The organism is Plantactinospora sp. KLBMP9567, assembly GCF_033446045.1.
Lineage (GTDB): Bacteria > Actinomycetota > Actinomycetes > Mycobacteriales > Micromonosporaceae > Plantactinospora.
Map to the genome: position 1 here is coordinate 192,213 of NZ_JAWQRR010000040.1, position 18,033 is coordinate 210,245.

Genomic DNA, 18,033 nt, shown 5'->3' on the forward strand with positions numbered 1-18,033 from the left:
GGTCCGCCCCGGCACACCGGGCCGGACCGGGCCGTCCGGGCACCGGCCCGGCCGCGCTACCGGGGCAGGATCCGCTCGACCAGCAGCGGCACCAGCCGGTCCGCCTGGTCGTCGAGATAGAAGTGACCACCGGGCAGCGAGTGCACGTCGAGCCCGGCGTTGGTGTGCACCACCCAGCGACGCGCGTCGGCGGTGGTGAAGGTGTGGTCCCGGTCCCCGACGATCGCGGTGACCGGGCAGTTCAGCGGCTCGCCGGCCGCGTACCGGTAGGTCTCGATCAGCCGCAGGTCACCCCGGACCATCGGCAGCGTCAACTCCCGGATCTCGTCGAGTTCCAGTAGCTCCGCACCGCCGCCGCCGAGTTCCCGAAGGTACGCGACCACCCCGTCGTCGTCGCGCAGGTGCACCCCGAGCGAGCGTCGGGCCGAGGGCGCCGGACCGGCCGACACGAAGAGCCGGCGTACCGTCAGCGAGTCGCTGCTCCGCAGCCGGCGGGCCACCTCGAAGGCGACCACCGCACCCATGCTGTGCCCGAAGAACACCACCGGTCCGGTCAGTTCACGCTCGACCGCCGCGACGATCTCGTCGGCCAGTACGGTCATGTCGTCGATGACCGGCTCGCCGTACCGGTTCTGCCGGCCGGGGTACTGGACCGCGACCACCTCGATCGATTCCGGGACGAGATCCGCCCAGCGCCGGTACCCGGCCGCCCCACCGCCCGCGTGCGGAAAGCAGACCAGCCGGACCGTGGCCCGGGGCGCGGCTCCGAAGCGGAGGAACCAGTCGTTCGTGACCCTGCCGTACGTGCTCACCGGTGCAGCCCTTTCCCTCGGTGGAGTCTCCCGGTCGGAGGGCCGGGCGGTCACCCGTTCTCCTTGGCGCCCGGGTCGGAACGGCTGCCGAACGTCCGGTCCAGCGCCGCGTACCGCTCGTCGGCCGTCTCCTCGTCGGCGGCCTGTTCCAGGGCGAGCGCCCGGACCAGGTCGTGGAAGAAGTAGCGGGCCTGACTCGAACCGTCGACCTGGACGACGTCCAGGAGCCGGGCGTCGACCAGTTGCTCCAGCAACTCCCGCGCGGTGGCGAGGGTGACGTCGAGCAGCACCGCGGCGGTCCAGATGGCGAACCGGGGCGCGTCCAGCAGGGCCAGCAGCCGGAAGGCGCGCCGGGCCGGCTCGCCCAGGCCCTGCAGGCTCAACGCCACGCTGGCCCGGACCTCCAGGTCCCCGATCCGGAGTTCGTCCAGCCGGCGACGCTGGCTGGAGAGCCGGTCGGCGAGCCGGGCCAGCCGCCAGTGCGGCTTCGCGGTGAGCCGGGCACCGGCGATGCGTACGCCGAGCGGCAGGTGGCCGCAGAGCTCGACGATGCGTACCGCGGACTCCGGCTCGGCGGCCACCCGCGCGGCACCTACGATCTTGGAGAGCAGTTCCAGCGCCTGCTGGTGTTCGAGGACGTCCAGGTCGATCAGGGGTACGCCCTCGAGCGCCGCCAGCCGGGCCCGACTGGTCACCATCGCGGCGCAGGTCGGACTCTCCGGCAACAGCGGGCGTACCTGCTGCTCGCTGGCGGCGTTGTCGAGGAGTACCAGCACCCGGCGCCCGGCCAGCCGGCTCTGGTAGAGCTGCACCCGGTCGGCCATCGACGGCGGGATCTCCGACGCCTCCGTCCCGAGCGCCCGCAGGATGGTGCCGAGCAGGTCGACGGGATCCGCCGGCTGGGGTCCGGCACCGCGCAGGTCCAGGTAGATCTGCCCGTCCGGGTACGACGACCGCAGCAGGTGGCCGACGTGGATCGCCAGGGCGGTCTTGCCCAGCCCGGCCATCCCACCGATCACGCAGGCGAGCCGCCGCCCACCGTTGTCCGGCCGGGTACGCAGCAGCGCGACCACCTGGGCGGCCTCCCGGTCCCGGCCGGTGAAGTCCGCCACGTCCGGGGGGAGCCGGGCCGGCAGCGGCTCGGCCGGGGTACGCCGGACGGTCACCCGGGCCTCCGGCGCAGGCAGGGTGAGCGACGCCTCGGCAGCCAGGATCGACTTGTGCAGGTCCTGTAGCTCGCGCCCCGGGTCGATGCCGAGTTCCTCGGCGAGCAGGTGCCGGTAGTCCTGGTAACTGGCCAGCGCGTCCGCCTGCCGGCCGCAGCGGTACAGCGTCAGCATCAGCTGGCCGCGCAACTGCTCGCGCAGCGGGTCCGCGGCGACCAGCCCGGTCAGTTCGACGACCAGCCGGCCATGCTGGCCGAGCGCCAGTTCGGCGTCGATCCGGTCGCCGAGCGCGGCCAGCCGCGCCTCCTCCAGGCGGGGCCGCTCCGCGTCGCTCAGGTATTCGGTCACCCCGGCGAGGGCCGGACCGCGCCACAGCGCGAGTGCACCCCGCAGCGCCTCGGCGGCGTCGGCCGGCCGGCCCTCCGCGAGGGCGTCCCGGCCGCGCGCCGCCAACTGTTCGAAGCGCACCAGGTCGAACCGGTCGGGCGCGACCCGCAGCACGTATCCGGGACGCTGCCGGACGATCTCGGCGTCCGGGGCGAGCTTCGCGCGCAGCCGGGAGACGTACGTCTGGATCTGCGCGGCAGCGGTGACCGGCGGGTCGTCGCCCCAGAGCACGACGGCGAGTCGCGAGTCGGAGACCACCCGCCCCCGGGCGAGCAGGAGCGCGGCGAGCACGGTGCGTACCTTGGACGCACTGAGTTCGACCACACCGGTCGAGTCGACCACCTCGACCGAGCCGAGGATCCGGAATTCTATCTCTCTCCACCGGGGGTGGCCGGCCATCCCCGGCTCGGTGGCATCGACCGGCGCCGGAGTCGGCGGGGTTCCGAACATCAGGACCTCCCGCCGCGCGTCATCGGAAGTCCTTGCCGTGGCTCACCGCGAGCGGCGGCCCGACGGCGCGGTAGCGGCGCCGCGTCTCGATGTCCAGGTCCTCGTAGACCGGGTCGAGCGCGTCGGCCATGAACAGCTCCCGCATCAGCGCCCGCTGCACCTTGCCGCCGGGCGACTTGCGCACCTTGCCGGGACGCAGGAAGGCGACGTTGGCCACCCGTACCCCGAAGCACCGGCTGAGCCAGTCCTTGACGCTGCGGGCCAGCGACGACAGCGTGGCGGGGTCGGTCGGCTCCGCCTGGACCTCGTGCAGGACGACGATCTCCTGCCGGGGCGACGGCACCGCGAAGACCGTGCCGGTCAGGTCGGCGAAGCGGGTGTCGGAGGTGCGTACCGCCTTCTCCATGTCGTGCGGATAGAGGCTCCGCCCGCCGATGACCAGCATCTCCCGCATCCGGCCCAGCACGTACAGCTCGGCGTCGGACCAGACTCCGAGATCACCGGTACGCAGGTAGCCGCCCTCGCCGTCCGCGGTGGTCGCCCCGAAGACCCGGTCGCTCTCCACCTCGCGCCGCCAGTAGCCGCGGGCCACGCTCCGGCCCCGGATCCAGATCTCGCCGAGCCGCCCGTCCGGCAATACTGCGGTGGTGTCCGGGTCGACAATCTTGACGTCAAGACCATTTACCGTGCCGCTACTGACAAGTGATCTCGCCGCGGCCGCGTCGGCCGCCGCCGGCAGCAGGATGTTCTGTTCCAGCCGGCTCGGATCGAACCGTTCCACCGCGAGCGGCTGACCGGGCCGAGTGCCGGAGACGAACAATGTCGACTCGGTGATGTGATATCCGACCCGCACCGCCTCGCGCCGGAAGCCGGCCGGCGCGAATCGGTCGACGAATTCGATCAGCGGCTCGGGCTCGATCGGGTCGGCGCCGCCCACGCAGGCATGCTCCCACCGGGCCAGGTCCAGGCCCCTGACCTGCTCGTCGGTCACCTTCCGGGCGCACAACCGGTACGCGAAACCGGGCGCCGAACTGAGTCGCACATCGCATTTGTCGATAGCTTTCAACCACCGGGCCGGATCAGCGAAGAAATCATCGGCCGCCATGAGTACGGTGGCAGCGCCGCGATAGAGCGGCTCAAGCAGCATCTCGATCAGGCCGGCGCCGTCGTGCAATGGCAGCCAGCCGAGGGAACGGTCCCGCGAGGTCAGCGAGAAAGCGTCCCGAAATACCTCCAAGTTGTGCGCAAGGTTCTCATGGCTGATCATTACGCCTTTCGGATCGCTCGTCGATCCCGTGGTGTAGCGCAGCAGCGCGAGCGCACTCGGACTGATGTGCGTCGGACCGTCCCACGCACCCGGGGCAGCTGGCCCGGCGAGGTCGGTGGCGGTGCACAATAGCCGATCCAGCCCGTCCTGACTCATCCAGTCGGAGACCGTGACCAGGCTCGCGCTGTCGGTCAGCACGATGCGCGGATCGGAGTCCAGCGCGATCCCGGTGGCCCGCATGAGGTGGTGCTTGTCGCCGTCCGGCAGTGGTGCCGGCACCGGGACGACACCGGCATACATACAGCCCACGATGCTTTTGACGAACTCGAGGCCGGTCGGATAGAGCAGCAGCGCCCGATCACCGGGACGACAGCGGTCCCTTAGTCGACCGGCCAGCTCCCGGGCAGCCCGGTCCAGCTCGCCGTAGCGCAAGATTTCCGAACGTTCTTCACGTTCATCCCAGCGGAGGAGGACAACAGCCTCCCGGTCCGGATCCTGGTCGGCGTGTCGGACGATCCGCTCCACCAAACCCACGATTCCCACCCGCATTTCCCCCCAAAATGTTGGCTACGGGGAAGCAGGGCCAACCACGGCGGGCCACCGAATGAGCGACAGCTCCCAGCGGCCACGACCGCGGACGCCAAGTCTCCCCAAACGCTCACGGACGGTTCCGCCTACAATATCGGTGCGCCCATATTCAATCAAGTCAGGTTGGAGACAGCGATAAGAACTTCGAGCGAAACATCTGGAAAACGTCCGGTCGCTTATCGGGACCACGCCTTCACTACCGAAAAGTAACCTCGTCTGCATTGCCACAATGTCCCGCTCACCAGGGCATTCAGCCCGACCGGCCGGGACACTTCCCGTTTCTTTGCCGACGCAAACAACATAGTCGGGCGTCGTCTGGATACGGCCGCGTATCCAGAAGACAAGACAGTTTCACATACTCGTCCGTAACCGGGCGATCCGCAGCCCGAACAGGCCAGGGCAGAGTCGGAAATAGGGGACGACACGCAAGAAGCCCGCCCGGGCGGCCGTGGGGGCTGCCGGGGCGGGCTTCCGCTCGCGGGGTCAGGCGTTCGAGGGCTCCGCCATCGCCACCGCGATCTGCCGAGGGCCGGTGAACGGCTCGCGACCGTGCGCCGCGAGCATGTTGTCGACCACCAACACGTCGTCGTATTGCCAGTCGAACCGTACGGTCGCAGCCCGGTAGCAGTCGCGGAGGTGGGTGATGACGTCGTCCGGGATCCGGGCCCCGTCGCCGTAGTAGGTGTTCGTCGGCAGGTCCTCCTCGTCGAAGATCTCCAGGACCCCCTCCCGGACGTCCTTCGGCAGCGTCGTCACGTGGAAGAACGTCGCGTGGTTGAACCACACCGTCTCGCCGCTGACCGGGTGGGTGTGCACCGGCTTGCGGATCGCCCGGGTCCGCAGCCCGCCGCCGTCCCGCCACTCGGTCTCGATCCCATTGCCGGCGCAGTACTCGGTGACGGCCGCCCGGTCGTCGGTGTTGAAGATCTGCTGCCAGGAGGTGCCGAACGAGCCGTGGAAGTTGCGCACCACCATCCAGCCCCGCCGGACGAACTCCTCGCGGATGGTCGGGTCGATCGCCCGGTACACCTTGCGGATGTCGGCCAGCGGGGTGGCGCCCCGGGTGGCCGGCGCCTGCCGGCAGTAGAAGTAGAGGGTGAGCGGCCACACCGCCTGGTAGGAGTTCTCGTTGTGCAGGAAGATCTCCTCTTCCGGCGGGTAGTCCGTCGAGGTGTAGACCTGGCCCTTGATCGTGCTGCGCGGCGAGGAGCGCTCCGAGTAGGTCAGCGGCGGGCCGGAGAGCGCGCGGACCACGGCGTCGAAGCCGTCGACGCCGCCGACGGAGAAGCCGCGCAGCAGCAGCGCACCCCGCTCGTTGAGGATCTTCCGCAGGCCGGCGCGCTCGGCCCGGATCAGCTCCCCGATCTCGGCGCCGGCCGACTCGCGGGTGACCAGGTGCGGCATTGTTCCGATGTCAGTAGTGGAGAGAGTCATGGTCCGGCCCTTCGGTCTGGACAACTCGGCGCGACGACCCGGCGGTTCGGTGAGCCTTTCCGCCCGAACCGCGCGGCGATCGCGCTCGGCGCCTCAACTGCGGCCATGCCGCATGCCAGAGGCGGAAAGAGGTTCAGTCGGACATGGCCACCAGGACCCGGCGCCGTCCGGTGAACGGGCGCCGGCCGTGGCCGACCAGTACGTTGTCGATCAGCAGCACGTCGCCCTGCCGCCAGTCGACGTCGACGGCGTTCTCCAGACCACGGTCGCGGACCTGGATCACGTAGTCGTCGGGGATCGGGGTGCCGTCGGCGAAGGTGACCGACTGCGGCAGCTCGTCCGGCGGCAGCACCTCGGCCAGCGACTTCGCGGTCTCGTCACCGAGCGCTGCCGGGTGCCACTGGTCGGACTGGTTGAACCACACCTCGACCCCGGTGACCGGGTGCCGGGTGGTGGACGGGCGGTCCTGGATCACCCGCAGCCCGCCGTCGGACTTCCACTCCCAACTCGCCTCGGTGCTGCTGAGGAACGCCTCGACCTCGTCCCGGTCGGAGGTCTCGAAGGTGTCCTGCCAGCTCTTGCCGAGGCCGAAACCGTCGTGCAGGTTCTGGGTGTAGCGGACCCCACCGGCGTACGCGGCCCGCACCTCCGGGTCCAGGGACTCCAACCACCGGACGGCGTCGACCACCGGAGTGGCGCCACCGGTCTCCGCCGCCGTGTGGCAGAAGAACATCAGCCGGGACGGCCACTGGTGGGCGTACGACAGCTCGTTGTGCATCGAGATGGTGAACTCGGGCGGGTACTCGGTGGAGGTGTAGACGTTCTTCCCCACCTTGGTGCGCGGCGAGTTGCCGTGCACGTACGCCAGCCGGTTGGGCAGCAGCCGGTCCATGACCGGGTCGAGCGTCTCCTCCGTCACCTGGAAGCCCCGGAAGACCAGCGCCTTCTCTGCGGTCAGCAGCTTCTCCAGGTCCGGAGTGGTCGAGAGGTAGTCGACCAGCCCCTGCGGGCTCGCCTCCACCCCGGCGGCCGTCGGGTCGATTTCCATCGGTCTCCAGGTCTGGTGACCTTCCATCGGACTCTCCCTTCGAGGGGACTCCCGCGAAGGTGGAGACCGGTAGCGGGAATCGGAAGGCAATGCGTTGGTGACACAGCCGTCATCCATCCCAAGGATGCAGGCAAGATCTATACTTTCTCGATACTGCGGCCATTGGGCCGCTGACCTGCGGCAACACTCGGGCCGGTGGCGCCGTTCCCGGTCCGACCACCAGCCGCCGGGGGCAGGTTGTTGCGGCCGGGCGCCGCGTGCCGGCCGAGCCGGCGGACCATCCGGGCGTTGTCCGGCGTCCGGGCGATGCCCCGCACCGCCGGGCTGAGCACGGCGAGCACCACCAGCGACGACATCACCGCGCTGAGCCACAGCACGGTCGCCCGGATCCCGGCACCGGCCAGCAGAACCCCGCCGCCCAGCGCGCCGAGGAAGTTCGACCCCGAGGCCAGCAGCGTGGCCACCCCGCCGACCCGGCCCATCATCGGATCCGGGGTGATCCGGACCATGTAGACCATGCCGACCACGTTGAACAGTCCGCCGACGTAACTGTTGACGGCGAAGATCACCGACAGCTGGACCGGGTTGGTGGTGAACGCCATCAGCGGCACCGTCACCGCCCAGGCGGCCAGCCCACCCACCACCAGGGCCCGCAGGGTGGCCCGGCGCAGCCACCACATGCCACTCAGCGCGCCGAGCATCCCGCCGATGCCACTGGCCCCGATCACCGCGCCGACCACCGCGGCCGAACCGCCACCGTTGCGGACGATGACCATCAGGGCCAGGGTGAGCGCCTGGAAGACGGCGTTGCTGATCGCCACGAACCCCAGCACGGTACGCAGGAAGCGCTGTTGCCACATCCAGGCCACGCCCTCGGCGATGTCGGCGCGCAGTGTCGTGACGCGCCGCTCCGTACGGGCCTGTTGGAAGGGCTTGCGGATCAGCAGCAGCGCGATCAGGGAGCCGAGGTGGGCGATGGTGGTGAACAGGAACGGCGCCCACTTGGCCGCCGTGAACAGCACCCCGCCGACCGGCTGGCCGATCAGCACCGCGGCCCGACCCCGGGCCTCGTTCTGGGTCAACGCGGTCGACAGGTGCTCGGCCGGGACGAGCTGCCGGACGGCGGCCCGCTCGCCGAGCTGGTAGAAGACGCTCAGACTGGTCTGCACGAACGCCACGACCATGAGCTGGGGCACCCAGATCCGGTCGAACAGCACGGCCAGGGCCACGCTGCCGGTGGCGACGAGACAGCCCAGGTCACAGAAGATCATCAACCGGCGCCGGTCCCAGCGGTCGACGAACGCACCCGCCGGCAACTGGACGAGCAGGTGCGGCAGCAGCGCCGCGGCGCCGACCAGGCCCGCGTTGCCGGCCGATCCGGTGTACCAGAGCACCAGCATCGGGTACGCGATCGAGGTGATCCGGGCACCGACCAGAGTGCCGGCCGCCCCGACCCAGAGCAGCAGGAAGTCCCGGTTGCGGCGCAGCGGAACGGTCGGCGAGGGCGGCTCGGACGGCGCCGCCGCAGCAGCGGGCGGCGTCAGAGGTCCACCAGGAGGTGTCGGCGGGGCACCACGCGGCGCCGCCCCGCCGGCGGGCGGGGCGGGCTCCTCCACGACGCTCACGAGCGGGTACCCGGCGGCCCGCCGGCCGGGCCACGACGGCACCACTCGAGTACGGCCATCGCGCTGTGCAGCTTGTTCTCCGCCTGCTCGAAGGCGATGCTCGCCGGTCCGTCCAGCACCTCGGCGGTGACCTCCTCGCCCCGGTGCGCCGGCAGGTCGTGCATGAAGACCGCGTCCGGGCTGCCGGCCCACAGCCCGGCGCCGACCTGGAACGGCGCGAAGATCTCCCGCCAGTTCGGGTCGGGCTTGCTGGTGCCGGTCGTCTGCCACCGGGTGGTGTAGATGACATCGAAGCCGCCGGGCAGCTCGGCCATGTCGTGCCGTTCACAGATCGTCGCGGTACCCCGGGCCGCCTGCGCGGTGGCGGTCGCGGTGATCTCCTCGGTCAGCCCGTAGCCGGGTGGCGTGCGCAGTTCCAGGTGGGTGCCGGCGTACCGGGTCAGGGCCAGGGCGAGTGCGGCGGCGCTGTTGTTGCCCTCGCCGACGTAGAGCACGCGCAGCCCGTCGATCCGGCCGAAGTGGTCCAGCATGGTGGTCAGGTCGGTCAGCGCCTGGGTCGGATGCTCGTCGGCGGTCATCGCGTTGATCACCGACATCCGGTCCTGGCCGGCCATCTGGCGCAGCTCCACCGGGTCGCCCGAGGTCCGGGCCACCAATACGTCGAGCATCCGGGACATCACTCTGCCGGTGTCGGCGTGCGTCTCGCCGGTGTTGAGCTGGAGGTCCTCCGGCCCGTACGCGATGATCTGCGCGCCGAGCCGCAGCGCGCCGCTGGAGAACGCGGTCCGGGTCCGGGTCGACGTCCGCTTGAAGTAGACGCCGACCACGTCGCCGTCGAGCGGCCGCTCCCGCCGGGCCTGCCCGGACCGGAACCGTACCCCCCGGGCGACGATGGACCGCAGGTCCTCGTCGGTCAGGTCGTTGATCGAGATCAGGTGCCGCACCGCCCGCGCCTCCTCCGCCGCCGTGCCGGCGGCCAGCGACGCGTCCCGGGCCTCGTTGGCCGCGAACCCGGCGCTGCCGGCCGGCTCCCCGATCCGAATCGTCTCGCCGTCTGCGGCGGCGGCGTAACCCGCCGACTCCGCGCCGCCGCCGAGCCGCTCGGCCCAGCCGGCCAGCTCGGTGGCGACGAACGACTGCACCGCTTTGCCGGAATCGGAGTTGGTGAGCACCACGAAGCCGTCACCGGCCCGGAGCCGACCCAGGGTCATCGCCCGGTAGCCGACCGTCTCGCCCGGATGCCCGAACTCCAGGTCCGGCCCGGTGTCGTCGACGACCGTGCCGAGACCGTAGAAGCTACCCGGCGAGGCGACCGCCACCAGTTCGGCGGCGAGCGCCGGGGTGAGCAGTTCGCCATTGCCCAGGTGCGCGCGGTGGATCTCGACCAGCACCCGGGCCAGGTCCGCGGCGGTCGTCCAGAGACCACCGGCGGCCAGCGCCGGGCGGTTGCGCCAGCCATCGGGTACGGGTACCCCGCGCTCGTCGTGACCGAGTGCGACCCGTCGGGCCGGGTCGGCGGGGAACGCCGGATCGAAGCTGCTGTCGGTCATGCCCAGCGGCGCGAAGACCAGCCGGCGGATCAGCTCCGGGAACGGTTCCCCGGTCAGGTCGACCAGCACCTGTTGCAGCACCGCGTAGTGGCTGTTGGTCTTCCGGAACGACTCCCCCGGCGCCAGCTCGGGCCGGACCGGCTCCGAGGTCGCGGGCGGACGGCCGTACAGCACGTCGAGCAGGGACGGTGCCGGCTCGGTCGGGGCGTACCCGATGTTCGGGCTGGTGGAGAGGCCGGAGAGGTTGGCCAGCAGGTGCCGTACGGTCACCGGCCCGGGCCCGGCCGGCACCCGCCACGAGGTCAGGTACCGGTTCACGTCGGCGTCCAGCTCCAGCCGCCCCTGGCCGACCAGCCGGAGTACGCCGAGCGCGGTGACGTGCTTGCTGATCGAGGCGACCTGGAACGGGGTCTCCGGGGTGACCGGCTCGGATCCGCCGGCGACCAGTACGCCGTAGCCGCGTACCTCGGCGACCTGGCCGGCCCGGACCAGCGCGATGGCCGCGCCGGGCACGTGGTGCTCGGTCATGGTGGCCAGCGGCGACGGCCCGGCGGCGAGCCGACCGGCCGGAACCGCCTCGGCCCGGGTTGCCGGCACCGGCACGCCGGCCACCGGCACCGGCTCGGCCGGGACGGCGGTGACCGGGGCTGACCCGGCCGATCGGGTGACGGCGACGGGCACCGGGTCCGCGACGGCGACGGGCTCGGGTTCCGCGACGGCGACGGCGGACTCCAGTTCCGTCACGGCGACGGCAACGGGCGCAGGTTCTGCGACGGCGGCGGTCGGTTCCGGGGCCGGGGTCGCGGCGCTGCCCTTGACCGGTCCGATGACCGGGAGGAGCTGGGTCGGTTCGACGAGGACACTCGCCGGGGGCGGGGCGCCGAGCGCCACGGCCAGTTCGGCCACGGTGCCGTGCTGGTAGAGCATCCGCAACGACACCGGCAGCTCGGCCCTGCGGGCGGCGGTGACGAGCTGCACGATCCGCATCGAGTCTGCGCCGAGGTCGAAGAACTTGTCGTGCACACCCACCCGGTCGATGCCGAGCACCTCCACGCAGACCCTGGCGATCCGCCGCTCGGTCTCGTTGCGCGGCGCCACGAACTCGCGCTCGCCGCCGAACGACGTCCGCTCCGGCGCCGGCAGCGCCCGCCGGTCCACCTTGCCGGCCGAGTTCAGCGGCAGCGCGTCCAGGGTGACGAACGCGGCCGGCACCATGTAGCCCGGCAGCGCCGCGGCCAGGAAGTCCCGCAGCTCGGCCGGATCGATCGGCCGGCCGTCCACCGGTACGACGTAGCCGGCAAGCCACTTCTCGCCGCCCGCGTCCTCCCGGGCCACCACCACACCGTTGCGGACGTTCGGATGGGCGAGCAGCCGCTCCTCGATCTCGGGCAGCTCGATCCGGTGCCCCCGGATCTTCACCTGGTGGTCCGCCCGGCCCAGGAACTCCAGGTTGCCGTCCGGCCCGTACCGGACCAGGTCACCCGTGCGGTACATCCGGGTTCCGGCGGTCTTGCCGAACGGCTCCGGCAGGAACTTCTCGGCGGTCAACTCCGGGCGGTTGACGTACCCCCGGGCAACGCCGTCACCGGCGATGTACAGCTCGCCGACGACGCCGAGCGCGACCGGCTGGAGATCCCGGTCCAGCACGTAGGTCCGGGTGTTCGCGATCGGCCGGCCGATCGGCACCACCTCGACGTCCCCGGGCACGTCCCAGCTCGTCGACCAGATGGCGGTCTCGGTCGGGCCGTACACGTTGACCAGTCGCTTCACCCGGCCGCACAGGTCACCGGCGAGCGCCGGCGGCAACGCCTCGCCGCCGACCAGCGCGACCACCGGTCGGTCAGCGAAACCCGCGTCCAGCAGCAGCTTCCAGCCCGACGGCGTCGCCTGGACGTGCGTCACCGGAAAGCGGTCGAGCAGGCTGAGCAGTTCGGTGCTGTCCCCCACCTCGTCGTCGTCGGCCAGCACGACCCGGCCGCCGGTGACCAGCGGGAGATACAGCTCCAGCCCGGAGATGTCGAAGGAGAGCGAGGTCGCGGCGAGCCAGACGTCGTCGGTGCCGGCGTCCAGCAGCCGCCGCATCGAGAAGAGCAGGTTCAGCAGCGCCCGGTGCGAGATCTGCACGCCCTTCGGCCGGCCCGTCGAACCGGAGGTGAAGATGATGTACGCAAGCTGGTGCTGGTCGTCGCGGCCGGGCACCGGCTCCGCGGACCGGGACTCGATCTCCCGCTCGTCCCGGTCGGCCAGGACGTGCCGCCCGGAGTAGATGCCGTCCAGCCGGCCGACCAGCTTCGACTCGCTCACCACCAGCTCCGCCCCGGCGGTGGACAGCATGTAGCCGAGCCGTTCCGCCGGCAGTTCCGGGTCCAGCGGCACGTAGGCCGCGCCGGCCTTCCAGACCGCCAGCAGCCAGGCCACCAGCGACGGTTCCCGGGACAGCAGCACCCCGACCACCGACTCCGGCCCGACCCCGGCCGCCCGCAGGTGCTGGGCGTACCGGTTCGCCAGCGCGTCGAGCTCGGCGTACCGGACCCGCTCGCCTCCCTGCACCACCGCCACCGACTTCGGGGTGGCCGCGGCCTGTGCCTCGACTACGTGGTGCACCGATCGACTCATGCTGTTCACCACTCCACGGTCGTGTCGTTCCAGTCGGTCAACACCGTGTCCAGCTCCCCCGCCGGCACGTACGTCACCCGGGCGTCGCCGTCGGCACCGGCGGCCATCGACTCCAGCACCGCCCGGTACATCGCCACCACCCGCTCGGCGTTCTCCGGGGTCAGCGCGGAGCGCCGGACCCGCAGCATCAGGTGCCCGGGGCCGGTCGACACCGCGAGCGCGAACTCGTTGGCGGCGTCGCCCGCACCGGCCCGCACGTCGACGCGATCCGTGTCGACCTGGTGGAAGTCCTGATAGCTGAACATCACCTCGATGAGCTGCCGACCGCCGACCTGGCGCTGGATCGCCGGCATCGGATAGCGCCGGTGCGGCCAGAGTTCGACCTCGCGGTCGAAGACCTGCCGGACCAGGTCGCCCCAGGTGCCGGCCGTCCGGTCGTGTGCGAACGGCAGCGTGTTGAGGTACATCCCGTACACCTTGTCGGCGCCGTCGACCTCGGGCCGGGCACTGCACACCAGCCCGGTGAAGAACGCCGGCTCGTCGGTGAGCTGGCTCATCACCTTCAGGTGCGCCGCGTGCAGCACCGCCTTCAACGACGTACGGGTCGCCGTCGCCAGCGCCCGCAGGCCCGGCTCCAGGTCAGGGAACCCGACCGGGACCCGGAAGCTGCCGGCGTCGTCGGCGGCGCCGCCCCAGCCGGCCGGCATGGTGAACCGGGCGTGCCGGGTGACGATCCCCTGCCAGTAGTCGCGGTCCACGGCCGACCCGAGCGAGTCGAGTTCGGCGGCGATGAAGTCCGCGTACCGGACCTCGGGCGCGGTGACCGGCTCGGGGGTCTTGCCGGCGGCGAGCTGCCGGTAGAGGTCGAGCACCTCCATCAGCAGCGACTGCTGGCTCCAGCCCTCGGTGATCGCGTGGCACTGGGTGAAGCCGAGCCGCCAGGCGTCGTCGCCCTCGACGAAACCGGCCATCCGGAGCAGCGGCGGGCTGGCCAGGTCGAACAGGTTCGCCCGCTCCCGGGCGATCAGGCCGTGCAGGGCCTGCTCCCGGCCCCGGTCGTCCAGGTGCCGAACGTCGCACACCTCGACCGGCATCTCGGCGGTGTCGTGCACGAGCTGCATCGGCACCGAGTACGTGGTCAGGTCGAACGAGGTCCGCAGCAGCTCGTGCCGCTGCACCACGATCCGGGCCGCCTCGCGTAGCGCCTCCGGCTGGAAGGGCTGCTCGTCACGGATTCGGAAGAAGCTGGTGTTGTGGTAGCGGTTGCCACCCACCCCGCCGAGCATCTCGACGACCATGCCGAGCTGCACCTGCGACAGCGGGTACGCATCGACCACCCCGGCCGGCAGCTCGGCCCGGTCCTGCTCGGAGACCAGGGCGAACGGCGCCACCGGACCGGCCTCGGCCGGCTGGTCGGCGACCGACTGGCCGGCCAGCTTCTCGGCGAGTTCGGCGACGGTGCGGTACTGGAACACGTCCCGGACCGCCACCTCGAACCCAGCCGCCCGCAACCTCCCGACCGTCCACCGGTACGACGTAGCCGGCAAGCCACTTCTCGCCGCCCGCGTCCTCCCGGGCCACCACCACACCGTTGCGGACGTTCGGATGGGCGAGCAGCCGCTCCTCGATCTCGGGCAGCTCGATCCGGTGCCCCCGGATCTTCACCTGGTGGTCCGCCCGGCCCAGGAACTCCAGGTTGCCGTCCGGCCCGTACCGGACCAGGTCACCCGTGCGGTACATCCGGGTTCCGGCGGTCTTGCCGAACGGCTCCGGCAGGAACTTCTCGGCGGTCAACTCCGGGCGGTTGACGTACCCCCGGGCAACGCCGTCACCGGCGATGTACAGCTCGCCGACGACGCCGAGCGCGACCGGCTGGAGATCCCGGTCCAGCACGTAGGTCCGGGTGTTCGCGATCGGCCGGCCGATCGGCACCACCTCGACGTCCCCGGGCACGTCCCAGCTCGTCGACCAGATGGCGGTCTCGGTCGGGCCGTACACGTTGACCAGTCGCTTCACCCGGCCGCACAGGTCACCGGCGAGCGCCGGCGGCAACGCCTCGCCGCCGACCAGCGCGACCACCGGTCGGTCAGCGAAACCCGCGTCCAGCAGCAGCTTCCAGCCCGACGGCGTCGCCTGGACGTGCGTCACCGGAAAGCGGTCGAGCAGGCTGAGCAGTTCGGTGCTGTCCCCCACCTCGTCGTCGTCGGCCAGCACGACCCGGCCGCCGGTGACCAGCGGGAGATACAGCTCCAGCCCGGAGATGTCGAAGGAGAGCGAGGTCGCGGCGAGCCAGACGTCGTCGGTGCCGGCGTCCAGCAGCCGCCGCATCGAGAAGAGCAGGTTCAGCAGCGCCCGGTGCGAGATCTGCACGCCCTTCGGCCGGCCCGTCGAACCGGAGGTGAAGATGATGTACGCAAGCTGGTGCTGGTCGTCGCGGCCGGGCACCGGCTCCGCGGACCGGGACTCGATCTCCCGCTCGTCCCGGTCGGCCAGGACGTGCCGCCCGGAGTAGATGCCGTCCAGCCGGCCGACCAGCTTCGACTCGCTCACCACCAGCTCCGCCCCGGCGGTGGACAGCATGTAGCCGAGCCGTTCCGCCGGCAGTTCCGGGTCCAGCGGCACGTAGGCCGCGCCGGCCTTCCAGACCGCCAGCAGCCAGGCCACCAGCGACGGTTCCCGGGACAGCAGCACCCCGACCACCGACTCCGGCCCGACCCCGGCCGCCCGCAGGTGCTGGGCGTACCGGTTCGCCAGCGCGTCGAGCTCGGCGTACCGGACCCGCTCGCCTCCCTGCACCACCGCCACCGACTTCGGGGTGGCCGCGGCCTGTGCCTCGACTACGTGGTGCACCGATCGACTCATGCTGTTCACCACTCCACGGTCGTGTCGTTCCAGTCGGTCAACACCGTGTCCAGCTCCCCCGCCGGCACGTACGTCACCCGGGCGTCGCCGTCGGCACCGGCGGCCATCGACTCCAGCACCGCCCGGTACATCGCCACCACCCGCTCGGCGTTCTCCGGGGTCAGCGCGGAGCGCCGGACCCGCAGCATCAGGTGCCCGGGGCCGGTCGACACCGCGAGCGCGAACTCGTTGGCGGCGTCGCCCGCACCGGCCCGCACGTCGACGCGATCCGTGTCGACCTGGTGGAAGTCCTGATAGCTGAACATCACCTCGATGAGCTGCCGACCGCCGACCTGGCGCTGGATCGCCGGCATCGGATAGCGCCGGTGCGGCCAGAGTTCGACCTCGCGGTCGAAGACCTGCCGGACCAGGTCGCCCCAGGTGCCGGCCGTCCGGTCGTGTGCGAACGGCAGCGTGTTGAGGTACATCCCGTACACCTTGTCGGCGCCGTCGACCTCGGGCCGGGCACTGCACACCAGCCCGGTGAAGAACGCCGGCTCGTCGGTGAGCTGGCTCATCACCTTCAGGTGCGCCGCGTGCAGCACCGCCTTCAACGACGTACGGGTCGCCGTCGCCAGCGCCCGCAGGCCCGGCTCCAGGTCAGGGAACCCGACCGGGACCCGGAAGCTGCCGGCGTCGTCGGCGGCGCCGCCCCAGCCGGCCGGCATGGTGAACCGGGCGTGCCGGGTGACGATCCCCTGCCAGTAGTCGCGGTCCACGGCCGACCCGAGCGAGTCGAGTTCGGCGGCGATGAAGTCCGCGTACCGGACCTCGGGCGCGGTGACCGGCTCGGGGGTCTTGCCGGCGGCGAGCTGCCGGTAGAGGTCGAGCACCTCCATCAGCAGCGACTGCTGGCTCCAGCCCTCGGTGATCGCGTGGCACTGGGTGAAGCCGAGCCGCCAGGCGTCGTCGCCCTCGACGAAACCGGCCATCCGGAGCAGCGGCGGGCTGGCCAGGTCGAACAGGTTCGCCCGCTCCCGGGCGATCAGGCCGTGCAGGGCCTGCTCCCGGCCCCGGTCGTCCAGGTGCCGAACGTCGCACACCTCGACCGGCATCTCGGCGGTGTCGTGCACGAGCTGCATCGGCACCGAGTACGTGGTCAGGTCGAACGAGGTCCGCAGCAGCTCGTGCCGCTGCACCACGATCCGGGCCGCCTCGCGTAGCGCCTCCGGCTGGAAGGGCTGCTCGTCACGGATTCGGAAGAAGCTGGTGTTGTGGTAGCGGTTGCCACCCACCCCGCCGAGCATCTCGACGACCATGCCGAGCTGCACCTGCGACAGCGGGTACGCATCGACCACCCCGGCCGGCAGCTCGGCCCGGTCCTGCTCGGAGACCAGGGCGAACGGCGCCACCGGACCGGCCTCGGCCGGCTGGTCGGCGACCGACTGGCCGGCCAGCTTCTCGGCGAGTTCGGCGACGGTGCGGTACTGGAACACGTCCCGGACCGCCACCTCGAACCCAGCCGCCCGCAACCTCCCGACCAACGCCACCGCCCGAATCGAATGCCCACCCAGATCGAAGAAACTCTCCGTCACCCCAACCCGATCCAGGCCCAGCACCTCCCGCCACACCCCAGCGATCCGCTCCTCCACCCCGGTACGCGGCCCCACAAAAACGGGACCCGCGTCCACGGCAGCAGTGTCCGGATCCGGCAACGCCCGACGATCCACCTTCCCGTTCGCGTTCAACGGCAGAGCATCCAGCGCGACGAACGCCGCCGGCACCATGTACTCCGGCAACCGGGTCGAGACATGCGCGGTCAACGCCGCCACATCCAGCTCACCGCCGGCCGGCACGCAGTACGCCACCAGACGCCTGTCCGACGCCGCACCCACCGCGACCACTACCGCGTCGCGGACCGCCTCGTACTCCAACAACACCGACCGGACCTCACCCAACTCGATCCGATAACCATGCACCTTCACCTGGTCATCCACCCGACCAACGAACTCCACATCACCAGCCGGCAACACCCGCACCAGGTCGCCTGTGCGGTAGAGCCGGGCACCCGAAACAGACCCGAACGGATCCGGCACAAACCGCTCCGCCGTCAACTCCGGCCGGTTCACATAACCCCGAGCAACCCCAACCCCACCGACATACAACTCACCCAACACACCGATCGGAACCGGCGACAGATCGGCGTCCAACACATACATCGCCATCCCCGGCAACGGACGGCCGATCGG

The 18,033-nt window shown here is 71.2% G+C and carries 10 protein-coding genes and 2 pseudogenes; all 12 read right to left on the reverse strand.

Annotated elements, in window-relative coordinates; genetic code table 11:
* Positions 1-56 precede the first annotated feature (56 nt).
* The gene (locus R6Y94_RS30225; RefSeq protein ID WP_318399252.1) at positions 57-866 is read right to left on the reverse strand and encodes a thioesterase II family protein; all 810 of its coding nucleotides are present in this window, start codon (positions 864-866) and stop codon (positions 57-59) included.
* Positions 863-2,815 (reverse strand): AfsR/SARP family transcriptional regulator, encoded by a 1,953-nt coding sequence (locus tag R6Y94_RS30230; RefSeq protein WP_318399253.1) that lies wholly within the window; start codon positions 2,813-2,815, stop codon positions 863-865. Before R6Y94_RS30230 ends, R6Y94_RS30225 begins: the two co-directional genes overlap by 4 nt.
* Before the next feature lie 19 nt (positions 2,816-2,834).
* A complete protein-coding gene (locus R6Y94_RS30235; RefSeq protein WP_318399254.1) occupies positions 2,835-4,625 on the reverse strand; it encodes a fatty acyl-AMP ligase in 1,791 nt (596 codons plus the stop codon).
* 528 nt (positions 4,626-5,153) lie between these two features.
* Positions 5,154-6,074: a TauD/TfdA family dioxygenase gene (locus R6Y94_RS30240; protein ID WP_318399255.1), complete on the reverse strand. Its 921-nt coding sequence runs from the start codon at positions 6,072-6,074 to the stop codon at positions 5,154-5,156.
* Positions 6,075-6,237: 163 nt separating this feature from the next.
* Positions 6,238-7,152 (reverse strand): TauD/TfdA family dioxygenase, encoded by a 915-nt coding sequence (locus R6Y94_RS30245; protein WP_318399256.1) that lies wholly within the window; start codon positions 7,150-7,152, stop codon positions 6,238-6,240.
* Positions 7,153-7,289: 137 nt separating this feature from the next.
* The gene (locus R6Y94_RS30250) at positions 7,290-8,777 is read right to left on the reverse strand and encodes an MFS transporter (protein WP_318399257.1); all 1,488 of its coding nucleotides are present in this window, start codon (positions 8,775-8,777) and stop codon (positions 7,290-7,292) included.
* Complete coding sequence (locus R6Y94_RS30255) at positions 8,774-9,721, reverse strand: ornithine carbamoyltransferase (protein ID WP_318399269.1); 948 nt, start codon at positions 9,719-9,721, stop codon at positions 8,774-8,776. Before R6Y94_RS30255 ends, R6Y94_RS30250 begins: the two co-directional genes overlap by 4 nt.
* A gap of 216 nt (positions 9,722-9,937) precedes the next feature.
* Positions 9,938-12,943 (reverse strand): annotated as a pseudogene (locus R6Y94_RS30260) (non-ribosomal peptide synthetase); the annotation flags it as partial.
* 5 nt (positions 12,944-12,948) lie between these two features.
* Positions 12,949-14,241 carry a condensation domain-containing protein gene (locus R6Y94_RS30265; protein ID WP_318399270.1) on the reverse strand — a complete coding sequence of 431 codons (1,293 nt, stop codon included), beginning with the start codon at positions 14,239-14,241 and terminating at the stop codon, positions 12,949-12,951.
* On the reverse strand, positions 14,171-15,805 hold the full coding sequence (locus R6Y94_RS30270; RefSeq protein WP_318399258.1) for an amino acid adenylation domain-containing protein: 1,635 nt from the start codon (positions 15,803-15,805) through the stop codon (positions 14,171-14,173). Before R6Y94_RS30270 ends, R6Y94_RS30265 begins: the two co-directional genes overlap by 71 nt.
* Positions 15,806-15,810: 5 nt before the next feature.
* Positions 15,811-17,781: a condensation domain-containing protein gene (locus R6Y94_RS30275; RefSeq protein WP_412102919.1), complete on the reverse strand. Its 1,971-nt coding sequence runs from the start codon at positions 17,779-17,781 to the stop codon at positions 15,811-15,813.
* Between the two features lie 144 nt (positions 17,782-17,925).
* Positions 17,926-18,018, reverse strand: a pseudogene (locus tag R6Y94_RS45350) (hypothetical protein); the annotation flags it as partial.
* Positions 18,019-18,033 lie beyond the last annotated feature (15 nt).

Coding starts and splice junctions, on each gene's coding strand:
- R6Y94_RS30245 (WP_318399256.1), bottom strand. CDS start 7,152: ATGGAAATCGACCCGACGGCCGCCGGGGTGGAGGCGAGCCCGCAGGGG.
- R6Y94_RS30270 (WP_318399258.1), bottom strand. CDS start 15,805: ATGAGTCGATCGGTGCACCACGTAGTCGAGGCACAGGCCGCGGCCACC.
- R6Y94_RS30240 (WP_318399255.1), bottom strand. CDS start 6,074: ATGCCGCACCTGGTCACCCGCGAGTCGGCCGGCGCCGAGATCGGGGAG.
- R6Y94_RS30230 (WP_318399253.1), bottom strand. CDS start 2,815: ATGTTCGGAACCCCGCCGACTCCGGCGCCGGTCGATGCCACCGAGCCG.
- R6Y94_RS30265 (WP_318399270.1), bottom strand. CDS start 14,241: ATGGTCGTCGAGATGCTCGGCGGGGTGGGTGGCAACCGCTACCACAAC.